Genomic DNA, 15,919 nt, shown 5'->3' on the forward strand with positions numbered 1-15,919 from the left:
ATTTAATCTATAATCCCCTTTTTAACCTCCAAAGCTTTCACACTATGATACACAAATAGAGTATTTGGAATCCAATGATCGTTGTTTACTTGGATAAGGTAACCTGTGATTGCTTCCAGTTCTGTTTCCCTTTTTTCTTTTAAATCCTTTAGCATCGATGATGTATTCTCAGTTGTGTTATTTGCCACCTGCTTGATACGTTCCCACTGCTTGCTCGGGTCTAGCTGTAAGATTAGCGCAGCTTCTTCACACAATCTCTTGGCTAAAGCATTCAGGTAACGATTATGGATAATTGCCCCGTTTTTCGTGTCAAATAATGCTGTGATCGGATTAATCACCGCATTTACAATTAACTTTTCGGTTAACAACTTGGACCAGTCCGTTTCCATATATACAGGGAATTCTAATTGATGAAAAGCGTCCACAAGCCCTTTTATTCGTTCGTCTGCATTAGAAAAGGCTGCTACTCTAATCGATCCTTTTCCTAATTGTGTGATGGTATGGTGCCCTGATTTTAATGCTCCATGATCTACTACCCCTAATAGGATAGGCTGCTCAATCGATTTGATGGCCTGCAGATGACCCATCCCATTTTGTAGAAAAACAACGGGCGTATCCTTATTTACTAAGGCCAACAGCGGCACGATATCAGCTATATGCCCTTGCTTCACACAAACAATGAAACAATCTTCATTGCTAAGCTCATTACTAAGCAATGCTTGTACCATAGCTTTTCCCGAAGCATCTGCGCGTCGTATTCCCTTATGATTTAATGACTCTTTTTGCTGTTCATTTCGAACATACATGGTTACCTGATGACGGGAAGATAAATAGCTGCCTATTAATAAACCGATCGATCCACCGCCAATTATTCCAATACGCATGATTACCCACTCCGATATCTTTCTTTTATTTATAAAGGCTCTATCCCAAAGATTGAGACTGCACCATGGGTTCGTCCCACCGAAACTTTTTGTTGTTTGTGACACAAAATCTATAAACTGCGACGTAATAAATGGCGTCTTGGCTTCGCTTCGGAAATACACTACGCTTTCCGCGGGCTCGCGCTGAGCCTTCGACGCACAGGATGTGCTAGTGCAGACGTTGCCACAGGACGTGGCGTATTTAGTCTGCCTCGCAAAGAACGCTGCGGGGTCTCATCGTCTTCGCTTTCCCGCAGGAGTCTACGTGTATTTCTTCCGCTAGTGTATGCGGTGTTATATCATTTTTCAATTGCTTTATAAAGAAGAAGTCTTTTAGCCACGTTCGAAGCTGGACGTTTAATACACCTGTCTGTTAGTAATAATGCCACAAAGATAACAAGCCGGCCCCGTGATAGTTGATTGGAGCGGAGAGCGGTCGACTCCAGCGGGAAAAGCAACAGCTGAAAATCCCGCAGGAAGCGATTTTTGCTTCCGAGGAAGTTGAAGCGTTGCCCGCGGAAAGCGACTGCCCGGAGCGGAAATCAACATGCTCTTACGTCTCAGTTTCTATCAACCGAGAGAATTAAAAAGCAATAAAGCTTACGAAAACAGCCTCCCAAATAGCCAAAGTCCCGATGTAGGGATGTAATGAATAACAATAATTTATCTCTTTCGTTTCAATCCAAGTCTATTTATATTATAATAGAAGTATAGAAAAAGCCAAATTATTTAAAAATTTAAGTGCAAAAAACAGGAGGTATATTTTATGAATCAAATCAAAGTGGAAAAACTTTTAATCAATTATAAAACATTGGAGAAATTCAAGTTCTTCAAAGCTTATGGTAACCAGGAATTATCGATGATGGAAGATTTACAAAGTAATATGATCGAAAATGATAGTGAATCACCTTTTTTCGGTATTTATTACGGAGATAATCTGGTAGCTAGAATGAGTTTATATCAAATTAAAGCGAAATATGATCAATACTTTGATCCACCTCAGGACTATTTAACATTATGGAAATTGGAAGTATTACCGGATTATCGAGGAAAGGGCTATGGAAAAGCATTGGTTGATTTTGCAAAGGCATATAAATTGCCAATAAAAACAAATCCACTGATTAACTCCAAACACTTCTGGGAAAAAATGGGCTTTCAAAAAGCGCATTATGAGATGGAAAGGGATCTTGGGGAGAACCCACTGATCTGGATGCCTGAAGGTGTGAAGGAAAAAGATGCTTAATAAAAGCAATTGAAAAGACATGAATGTTTACACGCCATTCATGTCTTTTAACATTTCACTCATTGTTACTGGTTTTCACCCACCCCCATAATTTCCCCATTTCCTCCCACGCTTGATCGTATCGCTTCAATTCTCCCTTTAACCTGATATTTTCCTGCTCTAACTGTTCTACAATAATTGCTTGCTCTTGTTGGATAAGCTTATTTTCATCTGGAAAATGACTTTTCATTTTTTCCAGCAATAATATTGCAGTTTCTATTGTTTGTTTTTCCTGATATACAGGTTCTACAGTCGTCCATATGTCATTATTGCCACCTTGTTTTCTTTCTTGCTTCGCTATTTGAATGGCTTCCTGATAGTGTTTACGAATTGTCGCATTCCAGCGAAAACCGCAGGCAGCAGATGTACGTGATAGTTGTTTTGCTACTTCTTTGAAGGCTTCAAGCTGCGTTTTTCCTTCTCGAATATACCCGAGTACCGTTTCAGCTAGCATCATATCTTCATCTTTTGTCCAGGCATCTTGGCGTGTCGCGTTCATTCCATCCCTCCTTATCCTTTTGCTATCAATGTATGCAAAAAATAGGCGTGATAGAATCGCGTTTACTGATTTAGTTAGATAAAAGTCCTTTAACAGCTTCTTTATGTTTAGGAGAATCCCACAAAGTCGCACAATTTCGAACCTCTTCACTCATTAGTGATGACAATGCAAGACTGGATAGTTTCAATTTAAATTGATTTTTTAATAATAGCATTTGCTGATAAGATTTGGATAGGTAAGGTTGAAGTATTAATTCACGATTACCCCATTCTTGTTTTGAAATGGTGCGATGGAGCCAACCGCGCTCCAATAAATATTCCACTTCGAATGTTTCAGCTTCCATAAGCCACTGGAAGGCGAAACTTGAATTAACCTTTTCATATAATAATGCACCACCGCCCCAGCCAGGTATAATACCTAATTGGGATTGAATAAATCCAAATTTCGTGTCTTCTTTGGCAATGCGGATATCACACGCAGTAGCAATTTCACATCCCCCACCCAAGGCGTCTCCATTTAATAAACAAATGGTAGGTACGGGAAATGAAATGATTTCATGCAATACTTCTTTCATTGGATACAGGCGTGAGAATGCTTCGTCCGGAGTTAGTTCACCATGTAAAATTGTTAAATCGCCTCCAGCACAAAACATTTTCTCACCGGCGCCAGTAATAACCAGGAAATGCAGTTCATCCTGCTTGGCCTGTTGAAGAACAGCATGCAATTGTTCAACCATTTCTTTATTTACAGCATTGTGTTTTTCTGGTCTATTTAAACAAATTACTCCATATGCTTGATCATCTCTATGATATTGAATCATTTCTGTCATTGATTTCGTCCTTTCTACTTTTACCTATGTATAAGCTTAGCATAATTTTCGACATAAAAAAACAGACCACATTGATTTGTGATCTGCTGATCTGAACCTTTACGATTACTGACTTACCACTTCTTTACCATCATAATGTCCACACGCTTTACAAACATGGTGTGGCTTTGCTAATTCTCCACAGTTTGAACACTCTACCATGCCAGGTACGTGTAATTTCTTATGTGTACGACGTTGATTTTTTACCTTTTTAGAAGTTCTACTTTTAGGTACTGCCATGACTTACACCTCCTTCAAAAAATGAAAGCAAAATATGAACGTTGATCCTTATTTTTCTTTCTTATTATCCTTAAACAAAAATTCCAGTTTCTTTAAGCGTGGATCGATCGCCTCTTCTTCTTTCACTTCTGAAACTACTTCCCAGTCCTGCCCCTTTATCGGAGCTTTTTCTTGTTCTGTAGCCTCATCAGCAAATACGCGATAAGGAAGTTCTAATAAAATATTTTCCTTTATCCATGGAGCTAAATCAATCACTTCTCCATCAACAGGATGAATTTCATTCTCTTCTTCCTCTTCACCATAATAGGGCGACGTAGAAAACACCTCGTCTGCCTTCACTTCAAAAGCATAAGGCACATCCACCAGTGTACGTGCACAGGGCAAAATTAATTCTCCTTCAATCGTAAATGAGAAAATAATCTGCTCTCCCTGTAGGATACATGTACCATAGACCCGTACAGGTTCTATTTTACGTATATCATTATTCATTGTTTCCAGTTCAGAAACATCTACCTTATCATCAAATGTGAAAGGTCCATGATAAGCACTTTTTTTAATTTGGCTTAATATAAATTTCATTTGTATCACCTCTAGGCAACAAGAGTAATTTTAAAAGAAAAACAGACATTTGTCAACATATTTTCTTTACAGCTATTCAAAGGATTCCCTTTCTGTCATTTGATAGTCTTTTTTTTAAGCAATTTTTATTTCAATTATGCGTTTTAATTGTTTTTTTGATACAATATAAAGCATCATCTTTAAAGGAGCTGAACGTATGAAAGCCTGTGGTTTAATCGTTGAATATAATCCTTTTCATCATGGTCATGCCTATCATATACAGGAGGCTAAAAAGGAAACTGGTGCCGATTGCATGATTGCCGTAATGAGCGGAGCTTTCCTGCAAAGGGGTGAGCCAGCAATCATTGATAAATTTCACCGGACAAAAGCAGCATTAAGCGCTGGCATCGATATTGTCATTGAATTACCTTACGCTTTTGCAGTTCAGAACAGTGATTTATTTGCAAAAGGAGCCGTCCAAAGCCTTGATGAAATTGGTGTATCAAGTATTTGCTTTGGTAGTGAATCTGGTGATATATCTCATTTTATTGACAGCTACAAAACCTTTAAAGAAAAAGCACCCATCTATCAGAAAACGCTCCATCATTACCTGGGAACAGGAATGTCCTTTCCGGAAGCAAGTAGACATGCGTATCAAAAAATAGGATTAACTACCCACGAAATGAATCTAGCGCAGCCGAACAATATACTCGGATTCAGTTACGTAAAAGCAATATTAGAGCATAATCTGCCAATTCAGGCCACAACAATTAAACGAACTAAAAATGATTACCATGATACTAGCATAACAAATCCAATAGCAAGTGCAACCAGTATTCGTAAACAACTACTGGAAAATCACCATATAACAAGCGTTATCAAAGAAACGATTCCCGAGGGAACAATTCAACAGCTCCAGCAATATAAAGAGATTGCTGGAAAGTGGCATACGTGGGAAGATTATTTTCAACTGCTACATTACCGTGTGCTTACAATGTCTTTAGAGGAGCTTAGAGCGATTCATGGTGTTGACGAGGGGTTAGAACACCGGATCAAGAAAACAGCGAGGAAAGCTACCTCTTTTAATGATTGGGTACAGGCCATTAAAACAAAAAGATATACTTGGACAAGACTGCAACGTATGTTTGTACATATCCTGACAAATACAACAAAAAAAGATATTGCGGAAATAAACAAGCAAGCATCTGTCCCTTACATCCGCTTGCTGGGATTAACACAGACAGGAAGGACCTATTTAAATGTCCAAAAAAAGCAAACAGACATACCAATCATCACGAAGCCAAGCCGAAAAATGGATCCGCTGTTTTTCTTAGAAGAAAAAGCAAGTAATGCTTATTACAGCGCTCTCCCGTCGGAACGACTTCATCTGCTCCGCAAGCAGGAATTACAGCCACCCATTATGGTGTGATACAAATGCCATAATATAGAATTAAAAATAAAACCCGCCCTATAAATGGGCAGGTTTTATTTTTATTGTTTCTGTTCCATGTTTTGTAAATAATCTATGGCATCGTCAAATGTATCAACTGGAATCACTTTCATATCTGTTCCAATATCTTCTGCTGTTTTTTTTGCCAGTTGATAGTTGGAATCTTTGGCACCATTCTCGTTAGGAGCAAAGAAAATATCACAGCCCTCTTTATCAGCCGCGACGATTTTTTTATCAATGCCTCCAATGCGCAGCACATTTCCACTATAATCCACTTCGCCCGTACCCGCAATTTGATACCCGCCTGTCAAATCCTTTTCTGTTAATTGATCATAAATTTCCAATGAAAACATTAACCCGGCGCTCGGTCCCCCGATACTGCCACTTGAAAAGTGAACCTCAGGGTTTACACTTACACTACGGTCAGTGACTAATTGAATACCCATACCTATTTTATCTTCTTGATCACTAAATGCTTCTAACGTAATCTCTTCTGTACGCTCTTTTTCTTCCCGAACAACATCTAAGGCGACCGTATCATTTGCTTGTTTTTTATCGATATAATCGGTTAGGTCATCAGCTTCTTTTATCTCATTACCATCAATACCAATAATCCGATCCCCCGCTTTCAGTTTTCCATCAGCAGGCATACCTTCAACAACAGATACAACATAGACGCCCTTATAATCAATGGTTATATCTTTATCAGCTGCTTCATAGGCAACAACTGTTGCCGCCTCCTGGGAGCTTTCCATCACTTGCAACTGGGCATGCATATAATCGTCCTGTGAAATACCTTCAGGAAACACCTGATCAATCGGCAAAATCTCATTATAGGACAAGACTTTTGCCCACACGTATTGAATTGGTGTAGCCTGCAAACCACTTACTGTAACAAGGTGCATATCGCCCTCACTTCGATACCCGTCATCAACTTCAACTATCGGATTTAACGCATCCGCTCCACCTGGTTTATAGATATAGTATGGAAGTTTATAAGCCGATAAAAAGTATGCAAGCACTACGATAACAACTAAATAAATAATATGTTTTTTTGAAAATCTCACGATAACTCCCCTTCCATTCCTTGCTGTGGCACTACATCTATATTGTTTTAAAATACAACAATAACGCTTTTTTTAAAAGTGTATGGCATAAATCGGATGTGTATGAGCGTATATTGATAAAGACTTGTACCAAAAAAGTAATCACAAACAAACATTATTTTACTACTACCAAATCAAGAAGTACAGAGCAAGGCTCATTCCCGGGGGGCTTCATTTTGAAACAGATCATTAAAACATTATTATTGGCAGGCGTAACCATTTTCATCACATTTTCCTTGATAAAATTTCCGGATCAGGCACTGGAGGCAAGTATACGTGGGTTGAATATGTGGTGGGAGATCGTTTTCCCTTCTTTATTACCCTTCTTTATTATTTCCGAATTGTTACTTGCCTTTGGTGTTGTAAAATTTATTGGTGTTTTATTTGAGCCGATTATGCGACCACTTTTCAATGTTCCAGGGGTAGGGAGTTTTGGGTGGATTTTAGGTATGGCAAGTGGTTATCCTACAGGAGCAAAAATTGCGGCCAGGCTTAGAGAAGATAATCAAGTGTCCAAAGTAGAAGCAGAAAGGCTCGTTTCATTTACAAATGCAACAAGTCCACTTTTTATCTTTGGAGCTGTTTCTGTTGGATTTTTCCATGATGCAAGGATAGGCATATTACTGGCAACCTGTCATTACGTTGGTAACGCACTCGTTGGTATCTGTATGCGATTTTATGGCAAAAATGAATCCAATAGCGGAAAATTACCGCAAAGTGATGATAATAAAGCTGTAAAAGCACTAAAAGAAATGCATCGTACCCGTATACAAGATAAACGTGCACTTGGTGAAATTATCGGCGATGCAGTGGTTAATTCCATCAAGACACTGGTCATGGTCGGGGGATTCATTGTCTTATTCTCAGTGCTCATTAAACTGCTTTTTATCGTTGGTATAACTTCTATCTTCACCGTCGTCCTGCAACAGGGGTTGAGCTTATTAATGCTTCCTGCTGAACTCGCACTCCCGTTATTTTCAGGGATGTTTGAAATAACCATTGGTGCGGATATGATATCAGAAATAGCAACCGATACATTGCTACCCAAAGCAATTATCATCAGTTTTATTTTAGGTTTTAATGGATTTTCGATTCAAGCGCAAGTAGCAAGTATCCTCGCTCAAACGGATATTCGCTTTCGACCTTATTTTTTCGCCAGATTTTTACACGGCATATTTGCCAGTATATTAACCATTCTGCTCTATAAGCCGCTCTATCTAAATAAACAGGCCTTCGAGCCAGGCGATATACCAGTATCACAGGATATCACAAACAATATATGGATAAATACCTTAGAACTTTTAAAACATGCAGGCCCATTAATAACCATCGTTTCCCTGGCTATTACTGCGGTTATATTATACAAACGGATGAATAGGAAAGATGCTGCTTGAATCCCGGCAGCATCTTTTCTATTCATACATTGTATTTTTCTTTTAACGCTTTTTCTACAACAGGTGGAACGACATCAGCTACGTTTCCTTGATACTTTGCTATTTCCTTTACAATACTTGAACTGAGAAAAGAGTATTGGTTATTCGTCATCATGAAAAAGGTTTCAATATTTTTATCGAGTTTTCTATTCATAGAAGTAATCTGCATTTCATACTCAAAATCGGAAACAGCGCGTAATCCCCGGATAATAGCCTGTGCATTTTTTTCCTTTGCATAGTCAATTAATAACCCGTCAGAAGAATCAACAGTAACGTTAGGCAAATCCTTTGTTACTTCTTCAATCAGCGCAATTCTTTCCTGCACATCAAATAATGGTGATTTCGATTGGTTATTAAATACTGTTACGATAATCCGATCAAAAATGCTTGCTCCACGCCTGATAATGTCTAAGTGTCCATATGTAACAGGATCAAAACTTCCTGGACAGATTGCTAAACGACTCAATGCGATACACCCCTCTTTTTATGTTGTTGTCTGAAATATTGTTATTCCAATTGTTCCACCATAATTCGCCTTTTTTACCACCTGAAAATCCGAGTGCTGCACTGGAAGTCTCTCAGCTATATCATGTTCACAATAAATTATCCCATTCCGCTTCAACAGCTCCAGTTTAACAATCTCATTTAGAAATTCCCCATAATCTATCGTGCCATATGGTGGATCAAGTAAAATAAGATTAAATTGCAGGTCCCTCTTTGCTACAGCATGTACCGCACGGAATGCATCAGCACGGAATACCTCCGCTTTATCCGCTATTTTCATTGACGTTAAATTCTCATGAATCGTATGTATCGCTTTAGGATGCTTATCAATAAAAATACCATGGGACATTCCCCTGCTGATTGCCTCTATCCCTAATCCACCACTTCCTGCAAATAGATCCAATACAGCCCCACCTTGAAAAAAAGGCCCGATGACCTGAAATACAGCTTCTTTCACCTTATCTGTAGTTGGTCTGGTGTTTTTGCCTGGAACAGCTTTAAGTTGTCTTCCCTTTAAATCACCTGCTATGATACGCATAATTCCACCTCGGATTGACACTATTCGCCATTAATCCTACCATAAAATGAAGCATTAGAAAACGATAGATAGAAAAAATGATATGATATGTATATATTTTTTTGTTCTCGTACATAATAACATGTGAAACAGCATATTGTTAGTTTGGTTGTTTCAATATACGGAGAAGACTTAATTTCCCCATAAGTTCTTCTTCCGGTTTCTCCTCTCCCTTTGCCTTTCTGTTTTTTATTTTAGAAAACGAAGGGTCCTGCAGCGCTTATGCCTGCAGGTTTTTTCTTTTTCACAATAACGAAATGCCTTTGCGGATTCGATAAACCCGCAAAGGCATTAAATTCCCATTTTATAATCATACTCTTTCGCTTTATCCGGTTTTGCGTTTTCAAAGTTCGTCTCCACAAAAGGCTTATAAGAACGGTCAATTTTTGAAACAAATGAAAGCTTTAGTAATCTATGCTCAACATGTTCAAGCTCCGTTTGATCAACATAAAGAACCGCATACTTTAATCTTTTTGATGTATAGATTAAATGTCCATATTTCTTAATTTGTTTTATGTTCTTCATATGTTGAAACCAGACAATCATTCCTTGCCTTTTTATTCTCATATCTTTTCCTCACTCACATCACTTTTATCTTAGTTTAGCAAACGATTTCCGTTTGATCAAATAATCTTCCATAAAGGTGAAGGTTTATCCAACTTAGATTTACGATGCACAGCTGCACCCGCCGCCGCTTCCGCAACCACAACCACTATCAGATAATGCTGCACCATCTTTCGGCGCTTTAATTTGTTCACTAACACTTAAAGCGACATATTGACTAATTTCATCCAACAGATTTTGTAAACTTCGTTCGGCAATTTTAAAGGCCGCTACTTTATCATTCATATCCATTTCTCGTTTAGTAGTTCGAACCTTCTTCATTATTTCATTATAATCCGGATGATAACTGCCAAACCGCTGAATATCTTCGTAATTATCTTTCATATCTATAAAAGCTTTAATAAGCTGTTGTGCTGTTTTGTCTTGATTAAGTACCTGTTGTGCGCTTTTGTATGATTCCATGACCTCAGAGTTCATTATCATTTTTCCTAGCTGTTCTGATGTGTCAAGTATGTCTACATATTCTAATGTAGCTATCATGTTACCACCTCCACCATCATCTTATCACTAATAGAACAGGAAGAAAATACATATGTGCTAATCTTTCATTGCCCCGGCAAATTGGATAAGCATACTAACCATCTGCATCTGATTATTTAATTTCTCCACTTTTTGTGGAAATGTTTTTCCATAGAATTTTTTTGCTTCTTTTTCCAACTCGTTGATTCGATTAGGATCACGTGATAAATAACGGTACCAAACAGGATTGTAACGAATAAACTTGGCAATTTCCGGATTATTTGACACATAATAATAGCTAAATGAATCCACCTTATCCCTCCTTAATCCTGCAGCCAATTGGTCGGTTTATTTGCTGAAGTTGACTTGCTTTTTGATTGTTGGAATTGGGTTATAACTTCCTGAACAGTTGTAATCGTATTATTTAATTGATGAACCTGCGTTTGCAATTTATCGACATCAATGTTTTCCGCCATCTTGATTAAATGACTAAATAGTTCTGATGATTTCTCTTTTTCCTTTGTTCCGGCTTGCTGCTCATTGTTTCCTACTTTATATTGATCCCAATACGGGTCATTTTCCCCTAGCAATACCCACTTTTCATAATGATCCTGCCATGATCTGCCATGCTTTCTTATATCTTTAATTAACGCAGGGTGCTTATTAATAAAATGCTTAAATGCAATCACAGTTGGATCCAGATTGTTATCAGCCAAATGATTCACCCCATCTCTGACTCAATATCTATCATTTGTATTTTATGTTACATTCACCCGGATTGTGCGAAACATTAGTGGCCGCTCTAGTTGCACTTATACTGATATCCTTTTAGCAATGCAAAAAGCCCCACCAAACTTCACGGTGGGGTCTGATAAAACATTATTTATCGCAGTTTGGCAGCCAGTAAAACACCATTGAATGGGGTTTTACTTTATGGTTTGCCTAAAAAGTTTTGTGTGTAGTACAAGTGATGCACACCGACACCTAAATGTGTGTATGCATCATTAAATAATGCTTCACGGTGACCTTCACTATTTAGCCAGCCAATCATAGCTGCGGGCGCATCTGTATACTGCGCTGCAATATTTTCACCTGCAGACAAGTAGTAAATGTCTTTTACCGCCAGTCGTTCTTTTAACCCGCTACCGTCCAAGCTATCATGTGAGAAATAATGATTATCGGCCATATCTTTGCTATGGGTAAATGCCACTTCACTTGCTGTTTCTTCCCATTCCAGTGCCGGCATGTCATACTGATTTCGCATCACATTCGTGAGATCAAATATTTGTTTCTCCATTCCGGAATCAACTTGTTCCCAATCTTCATCAGATAGATCCGGTTCCTCTGGTAAATTACCGCGATACGCTATTTCATAGGGATGATGTTTCAATAACACATCTGCTGTTAATATCCGAATGGAAGATAACTCATTTGTGAAGGTATCAAAATAACATTGAATAAATATATCATCGGTGATTTTTGCCAAAGGACGCATTTCCATATCCTCAGGTTTCAGTTTAAATTGATAGGAAGATACATCCTTATTGTAGGATACTTCATTGGAAAAAGACAGCGCGTCATCAACCGTTTGATAATCCTGTCCTATTTGAATTGGTTCGATATCCAAATCGTCTCCCGTTGCATAAATTGTTACAATTTCATCATCTAATATACCGAACTGAATATATTGTGATGTCTGATCGGTATAGACCCACCATGTGTACCCATAGGCACTTTTATCTTTTCTTTCTGGTTCTCCAAGTGATTCAATGAGCTTATCAGAAGATTGGCCAACCCACTGGTAGATATCCCCATCAAGCGGTATTTTTTCTACTCTTTTTTCTGGTACTGACTTGTTTTCCAATAGATTTTTCTTTTCCTTTACTACTTTACTTATCTTGTCTTTCGCTTCGTCTGCTGGTGGATCAAATTGCTCCAATACAAAGAAGATACCAATAGCAACGAGTGATAAAATAATTAAAGATCGTATAAACCGCATAAAAATGTTCTCCTTTAAATATATTTAAATTTTTTATCTTCGCGGGTCACACTACAAGGTACGTGTGACTAAGGTTCAAGGAATTAGAAAATACTTGAACCAAATCTTCTTTATGTTAAACATCTATATGATTACAAATCATTTTACATTCTACTTTCCCTATTATTTCATAAGATACGCCCCAAGTTCCGTAAATTTGCCTGACACAGTGTTTTCCATTGCATCTTATATGATTTCGTATTATTATAAATGAGTGAGGACAAATATGCGAGGTGAATAAAATGAGACTGGAAAACACAGGAATTGAAGATGTTGTTATTGATTTAAAACCTCTGGATCATCTAACAGGAAAACATGCATTTATTCGTGCTGGTCAATGGGATTATGAAAGAGTAACTTATGATTATAAAATTGGTTCCAAGGAAAAAAACATTACATATTATATTCGTATCCAAGGCTATGCGTTAGAAGGCGATGTTGATCGCGGTGATGCAGTGATTCAACTGATGACTCCACTTCTAGGTAAGCACTATTATCCGCACGGTGTGGAATATGGAGAAGAAGAAAACTTCCCGAAAAATCTAGTGGAACGTGCAAATAACTTAGTAACTAAAGTCGTCGATGAAATTCAGCAATATAAAAAATAATATGCATACAAGTAATAAGGGTGATCACTCATTGTGATCACCCTTATTATGTTCCCAATATAGCTTTAATCATACTTGTTGTTTCCCCGCCGTCATAAAGAATGTATAGTAACAAATAGACCATACATCCTGTTATCGCACTTAAAAACCAAATAATGCTTGTTACAGGACCTATCTTTCTATGTGTTGTAATTTTCCGTTTGAATGCCAATACGAGTGTTACAATCCCAAATACAGCGCCGATCGTTGCCAGCGTGATATGAAAGATCAAAAATATTGTATAATAAATTTTTAAATCTTCTGGACCACCGAAGCTTGTATTGCCGACAAAAACGGTACGGGAAGCATAAATAATAAAGAACAATAATGCGCTGATCGCGGCGGCAATCATTACTTTTTTATGCGCCTTTTTTCTATTTTTGATAATTAACCGCCAGCCGATAGCTACAAGTATGGCACTTAATAAAATAAAAAATGTACTAAGTGTTGGTAAAAAAGGCATGGTTGCACTGTCTCCTTCTTAGAAAACTTGGTTTATCGCCAAAATCTTAATGCCAAAGACCTCTTTTGCTTTTATACTAATGTCTTCATCGTTTTACAAATCGCTTAAATATAAAAATAAACATAAGAATATAACACGAATTTCACAACTCGTGAAACCCGTGTTATTTATTGCCCGCCAATGATCAGTTTTCTGATATTGGTGTAGACGGAAGTGGATCAATGGAACGACTTTCTCTATTAAACCATTTGAAGAAGACGCGTCCCAATAAGATTCCATAAACAATTTCCTGCATTATTTTCATAATAATCCCGCCAAGCTGTTGATCCTCTACCGTACTCATCGGAGAAAACAACTCTGGTCCTGAAATAGAGCCACTAATACCTGTTAAGACGTCGGTTGGCACACATAAGGCCATTGCCTGTATCCATGCACCATCCTGACTATAAGCAGCAAATAGTGGATCAGGCGCAAAAATGATCAAAACACATGCTGGTGTAATTAAAACGCCATTCGCAACGATATAACCGAGTTTAAGTAACGGCTTCATCGTATCAAATTCCTTCAAAGGAGTCATAAGCGGCCACCATACAATAAATGCAGCCACTAAGATAACCAATGAGATCGTTGTGTGTGCAATCGGTGATGACTTTGAAAAGTCAAAGACCGCCGGAATATGATAAAGCGAAAACAATGAATTAAACAGCAGCAATGAAATAAGCGGCTTCGTTAACAGCTTAAGCGCTGGTTTAATGATTGGTATATTAACGATTTTCTTCCAGATCCATGCCGGAATTCCTTTAATGATAAAAATGGGGAATATTAAATAATAAATTGCCATTTGAATCATATGTGCCGTCAGCATTATATGTGATAACAGATCAATAGGGGCTCCTTTGATAGCATATAACAAAAACAAAGCCATATAAAAGTATATCTGCTGCTTGCCTGTTGGCTTTTCATCCCCACCAAATCGATGGCGGTATGGTCCTGTTATTAAATAATAGGCCAAGCCTAAAATAAGTACAAAAGCTAAGAAATAAGGACTCCACAATGCGCGAAATCCAAAAATTTGTAACTCCAGCCACATAATTATCCACTCCATAACACTGATTATAACCTATCCTATATTATAACGCATTTGATCCTTAAACACACACATATAATGTGACAAATTTGTTAGAGACCTTGGCTTTCACCAAGGTCTAATAGCGAAAGCATTGACCCGCTCTTAAATTTGTATCAAACAAAAAGACCGGGTATGATAACCCGATCTCCTTTTTAAATACCTTATATTTTACCACCAGGTAATAACTCCTAAGGCTGCTAGCGTCAACAATGCACACCATACGCCTCCATAAATCATTACCGCTGGCATTTCATGTCCTCTTTCTTTCAAGTGCATAAAATAGTAAAACTGAAATCCAACCTGAACCACTGCCATGATGATAATCAACGGAATAACGAACATCTTCTCCATTGATTCAGATGCGACAATGACAAATGCAATAACAGTAAAGACAATCATAAGCGCAAACGATATTAAATGTTTCTTCAATTCTTCTTTATTCTTTTGCTTTTGGAATGGATCAATTTGATTGGTATTGGTGTTATCAGTCATTTATTAACCCACCTTTCCCATTAAATATACAACTGTAAAGATAAATACCCATACAACATCAATAAAATGCCAATATAGACTGAATGTATTAAACTTCGGTGCGTTGTATAAATTTAATCCGCGTTTCGCATTACGTATCATAAGTCCGATCAACCAGAACAAACCAAATGTTACGTGTCCACCATGGAATCCAACTAATGTATAGAATGCGGAACCAAACGCAGATGAACGGAATGTAAATCCATATTCTGTAATGTAATGTGTAAACTCATATATTTCACAAGTTAAGAATGCAATACCCAGTAATGCGGTAATCCCAAGCCATACTTGCATCTTTTTAAAATTATTATTTTTCATATGATACATAGCATAGACACTTGTTAATGAACTGGTCAGTAACAAAATAGTCATAAGGAATACGAGACCTAACCCGAATAATTCTTCAGATGTTGGACCATCTGCCGCTGAATTTCTCAAAGCAAGATACGTTCCGAACAGACTAGCGAACAGCACAGTTTCTCCGCCTAGAAAGAACCAAAGGCCCAAAAATTTATTTTTACCTTCAAGGGTGGCTTTTTCCGGCTCATTTGGCATTGTTTCAGGATTTAAGGAATGATCTTGACTCAT

At 37.8% G+C, this 15,919-nt stretch carries 21 protein-coding genes; 4 read left to right on the forward strand and 17 right to left on the reverse strand.

All coding sequences use genetic code 11. The features are described 5' to 3' along the window. Nucleotides 1-2: 2 nt before the first annotated feature. Nucleotides 3-884, reverse strand: a complete 882-nt coding sequence (locus JOC34_RS05145; protein WP_205135631.1) for a 2-dehydropantoate 2-reductase — start codon at nucleotides 882-884, stop codon at nucleotides 3-5. A gap of 805 nt (nucleotides 885-1,689) precedes the next feature. On the opposite strand from JOC34_RS05145, the gene JOC34_RS05150 reads away from it, so the two are divergent. Then, on the forward strand, nucleotides 1,690-2,166 hold the full coding sequence (locus JOC34_RS05150) for an N-acetyltransferase (protein ID WP_205135632.1): 477 nt from the start codon (nucleotides 1,690-1,692) through the stop codon (nucleotides 2,164-2,166). Between the two features lie 55 nt (nucleotides 2,167-2,221). Here JOC34_RS05150 and JOC34_RS05155 read toward each other — a convergent pair whose 3' ends face one another. The 4 genes from JOC34_RS05155 to JOC34_RS05170 form a co-directional block, all read right to left on the reverse strand. Next, a complete protein-coding gene (locus tag JOC34_RS05155) occupies nucleotides 2,222-2,704 on the reverse strand; it encodes an RsfA family transcriptional regulator (protein ID WP_205135633.1) in 483 nt (160 codons plus the stop codon). A 70-nt stretch (nucleotides 2,705-2,774) separates the two neighbouring features. Further along, a complete protein-coding gene (locus JOC34_RS05160) occupies nucleotides 2,775-3,533 on the reverse strand; it encodes an enoyl-CoA hydratase/isomerase family protein (RefSeq protein WP_205135634.1) in 759 nt (252 codons plus the stop codon). Nucleotides 3,534-3,638: 105 nt separating this feature from the next. After that, on the reverse strand, nucleotides 3,639-3,812 hold the full coding sequence (gene rpmF, locus JOC34_RS05165; protein WP_205135635.1) for a 50S ribosomal protein L32: 174 nt from the start codon (nucleotides 3,810-3,812) through the stop codon (nucleotides 3,639-3,641). Nucleotides 3,813-3,860: 48 nt separating this feature from the next. After that, nucleotides 3,861-4,391 carry a YceD family protein gene (locus JOC34_RS05170; protein ID WP_205135636.1) on the reverse strand — a complete coding sequence of 177 codons (531 nt, stop codon included), beginning with the start codon at nucleotides 4,389-4,391 and terminating at the stop codon, nucleotides 3,861-3,863. A gap of 196 nt (nucleotides 4,392-4,587) precedes the next feature. Between JOC34_RS05170 and JOC34_RS05175 the strand changes: the two genes are divergently transcribed. Then, nucleotides 4,588-5,799 (forward strand): nucleotidyltransferase, encoded by a 1,212-nt coding sequence (locus JOC34_RS05175; RefSeq protein WP_205135637.1) that lies wholly within the window; start codon nucleotides 4,588-4,590, stop codon nucleotides 5,797-5,799. Between the two features lie 62 nt (nucleotides 5,800-5,861). Here JOC34_RS05175 and JOC34_RS05180 read toward each other — a convergent pair whose 3' ends face one another. Then, nucleotides 5,862-6,887 (reverse strand): SepM family pheromone-processing serine protease, encoded by a 1,026-nt coding sequence (locus JOC34_RS05180; protein ID WP_205135638.1) that lies wholly within the window; start codon nucleotides 6,885-6,887, stop codon nucleotides 5,862-5,864. A gap of 215 nt (nucleotides 6,888-7,102) precedes the next feature. Here JOC34_RS05180 and ylbJ point away from each other — a divergent pair, with 215 nt between their 5' ends. Further along, entirely contained in the window at nucleotides 7,103-8,320 is a 1,218-nt protein-coding gene (gene ylbJ, locus JOC34_RS05185) for a sporulation integral membrane protein YlbJ (protein WP_205135639.1), read from the forward strand. A gap of 22 nt (nucleotides 8,321-8,342) precedes the next feature. On the opposite strand, the gene coaD is transcribed toward ylbJ, so the two are convergent. The 7 genes from coaD to JOC34_RS05220 all read right to left on the reverse strand — a co-directional run bounded on the left by coaD (nucleotide 8,343) and on the right by JOC34_RS05220 (nucleotide 12,522). Continuing rightward, a complete protein-coding gene (gene coaD / locus JOC34_RS05190) occupies nucleotides 8,343-8,825 on the reverse strand; it encodes a pantetheine-phosphate adenylyltransferase (RefSeq protein ID WP_205135640.1) in 483 nt (160 codons plus the stop codon). A gap of 18 nt (nucleotides 8,826-8,843) precedes the next feature. Further along, a complete protein-coding gene (gene rsmD / locus JOC34_RS05195; RefSeq protein ID WP_205135641.1) occupies nucleotides 8,844-9,401 on the reverse strand; it encodes a 16S rRNA (guanine(966)-N(2))-methyltransferase RsmD in 558 nt (185 codons plus the stop codon). A 330-nt stretch (nucleotides 9,402-9,731) separates the two neighbouring features. Beyond that, on the reverse strand, nucleotides 9,732-10,007 hold the full coding sequence (locus tag JOC34_RS05200) for a YlbG family protein (RefSeq protein ID WP_205135642.1): 276 nt from the start codon (nucleotides 10,005-10,007) through the stop codon (nucleotides 9,732-9,734). A 99-nt stretch (nucleotides 10,008-10,106) separates the two neighbouring features. Beyond that, a complete protein-coding gene (locus JOC34_RS05205; RefSeq protein ID WP_205135643.1) occupies nucleotides 10,107-10,544 on the reverse strand; it encodes a YlbF/YmcA family competence regulator in 438 nt (145 codons plus the stop codon). A gap of 57 nt (nucleotides 10,545-10,601) precedes the next feature. After that, nucleotides 10,602-10,835, reverse strand: coding sequence for a YlbE-like family protein (locus JOC34_RS05210; RefSeq protein WP_205135644.1), 234 nt, complete (start codon nucleotides 10,833-10,835; stop codon nucleotides 10,602-10,604). 11 nt (nucleotides 10,836-10,846) lie between these two features. Further along, complete coding sequence (gene ylbD / locus JOC34_RS05215) at nucleotides 10,847-11,239, reverse strand: YlbD family protein (RefSeq protein WP_205135645.1); 393 nt, start codon at nucleotides 11,237-11,239, stop codon at nucleotides 10,847-10,849. A 215-nt stretch (nucleotides 11,240-11,454) separates the two neighbouring features. Then, nucleotides 11,455-12,522 carry a CAP domain-containing protein gene (locus JOC34_RS05220; RefSeq protein ID WP_205135646.1) on the reverse strand — a complete coding sequence of 356 codons (1,068 nt, stop codon included), beginning with the start codon at nucleotides 12,520-12,522 and terminating at the stop codon, nucleotides 11,455-11,457. Between the two features lie 281 nt (nucleotides 12,523-12,803). On the opposite strand from JOC34_RS05220, the gene JOC34_RS05225 reads away from it, so the two are divergent. Continuing rightward, a complete protein-coding gene (locus tag JOC34_RS05225; RefSeq protein WP_205135647.1) occupies nucleotides 12,804-13,169 on the forward strand; it encodes a YugN family protein in 366 nt (121 codons plus the stop codon). A 46-nt stretch (nucleotides 13,170-13,215) separates the two neighbouring features. On the opposite strand, the gene JOC34_RS05230 is transcribed toward JOC34_RS05225, so the two are convergent. The 4 genes from JOC34_RS05230 to JOC34_RS05245 form a co-directional block, all read right to left on the reverse strand. Beyond that, on the reverse strand, nucleotides 13,216-13,671 hold the full coding sequence (locus JOC34_RS05230; protein ID WP_205135648.1) for a DUF420 domain-containing protein: 456 nt from the start codon (nucleotides 13,669-13,671) through the stop codon (nucleotides 13,216-13,218). A 184-nt stretch (nucleotides 13,672-13,855) separates the two neighbouring features. Beyond that, on the reverse strand, nucleotides 13,856-14,761 hold the full coding sequence (ctaG, locus tag JOC34_RS05235; RefSeq protein WP_205135649.1) for a cytochrome c oxidase assembly factor CtaG: 906 nt from the start codon (nucleotides 14,759-14,761) through the stop codon (nucleotides 13,856-13,858). A 207-nt stretch (nucleotides 14,762-14,968) separates the two neighbouring features. Beyond that, nucleotides 14,969-15,292, reverse strand: coding sequence for a cytochrome c oxidase subunit IVB (gene ctaF / locus JOC34_RS05240; protein ID WP_205135650.1), 324 nt, complete (start codon nucleotides 15,290-15,292; stop codon nucleotides 14,969-14,971). Between the two features lie 3 nt (nucleotides 15,293-15,295). Further along, the gene (locus JOC34_RS05245) at nucleotides 15,296-15,919 is read right to left on the reverse strand and encodes a cytochrome (ubi)quinol oxidase subunit III (RefSeq protein WP_205135651.1); all 624 of its coding nucleotides are present in this window, start codon (nucleotides 15,917-15,919) and stop codon (nucleotides 15,296-15,298) included.

The sequence above is a fragment of the Virgibacillus halotolerans genome (genome assembly GCF_016908515.1).
Classification (GTDB): Bacteria; Bacillota; Bacilli; order Bacillales; family Amphibacillaceae; genus Virgibacillus_M; species Virgibacillus_M halotolerans.

Bases quoted from the DNA above. Each gene is read 5' to 3' on its own strand.
- JOC34_RS05145 (WP_205135631.1), bottom strand. From the start codon at position 884: ATGCGTATTGGAATAATTGGCGGTGGATCGATCGGTTTATTAATAGGC.
- JOC34_RS05170 (WP_205135636.1), bottom strand. From the start codon at position 4,391: ATGAAATTTATATTAAGCCAAATTAAAAAAAGTGCTTATCATGGACCT.
- JOC34_RS05155 (WP_205135633.1), bottom strand. From the start codon at position 2,704: ATGAACGCGACACGCCAAGATGCCTGGACAAAAGATGAAGATATGATG.
- JOC34_RS05200 (WP_205135642.1), bottom strand. From the start codon at position 10,007: ATGAGAATAAAAAGGCAAGGAATGATTGTCTGGTTTCAACATATGAAG.
- ctaG (WP_205135649.1), bottom strand. From the start codon at position 14,761: ATGTGGCTGGAGTTACAAATTTTTGGATTTCGCGCATTGTGGAGTCCT.
- JOC34_RS05175 (WP_205135637.1), top strand. From the start codon at position 4,588: ATGAAAGCCTGTGGTTTAATCGTTGAATATAATCCTTTTCATCATGGT.
- JOC34_RS05220 (WP_205135646.1), bottom strand. From the start codon at position 12,522: ATGCGGTTTATACGATCTTTAATTATTTTATCACTCGTTGCTATTGGT.
- rsmD (WP_205135641.1), bottom strand. From the start codon at position 9,401: ATGCGTATCATAGCAGGTGATTTAAAGGGAAGACAACTTAAAGCTGTT.
- JOC34_RS05160 (WP_205135634.1), bottom strand. From the start codon at position 3,533: ATGACAGAAATGATTCAATATCATAGAGATGATCAAGCATATGGAGTA.
- JOC34_RS05150 (WP_205135632.1), top strand. From the start codon at position 1,690: ATGAATCAAATCAAAGTGGAAAAACTTTTAATCAATTATAAAACATTG.
- JOC34_RS05225 (WP_205135647.1), top strand. From the start codon at position 12,804: ATGAGACTGGAAAACACAGGAATTGAAGATGTTGTTATTGATTTAAAA.
- JOC34_RS05205 (WP_205135643.1), bottom strand. From the start codon at position 10,544: ATGATAGCTACATTAGAATATGTAGACATACTTGACACATCAGAACAG.
- JOC34_RS05230 (WP_205135648.1), bottom strand. From the start codon at position 13,671: ATGCCTTTTTTACCAACACTTAGTACATTTTTTATTTTATTAAGTGCC.
- rpmF (WP_205135635.1), bottom strand. From the start codon at position 3,812: ATGGCAGTACCTAAAAGTAGAACTTCTAAAAAGGTAAAAAATCAACGT.
- ctaF (WP_205135650.1), bottom strand. From the start codon at position 15,292: ATGACTGATAACACCAATACCAATCAAATTGATCCATTCCAAAAGCAA.
- JOC34_RS05245 (WP_205135651.1), bottom strand. From the start codon at position 15,919: ATGAGTCAAGATCATTCCTTAAATCCTGAAACAATGCCAAATGAGCCG.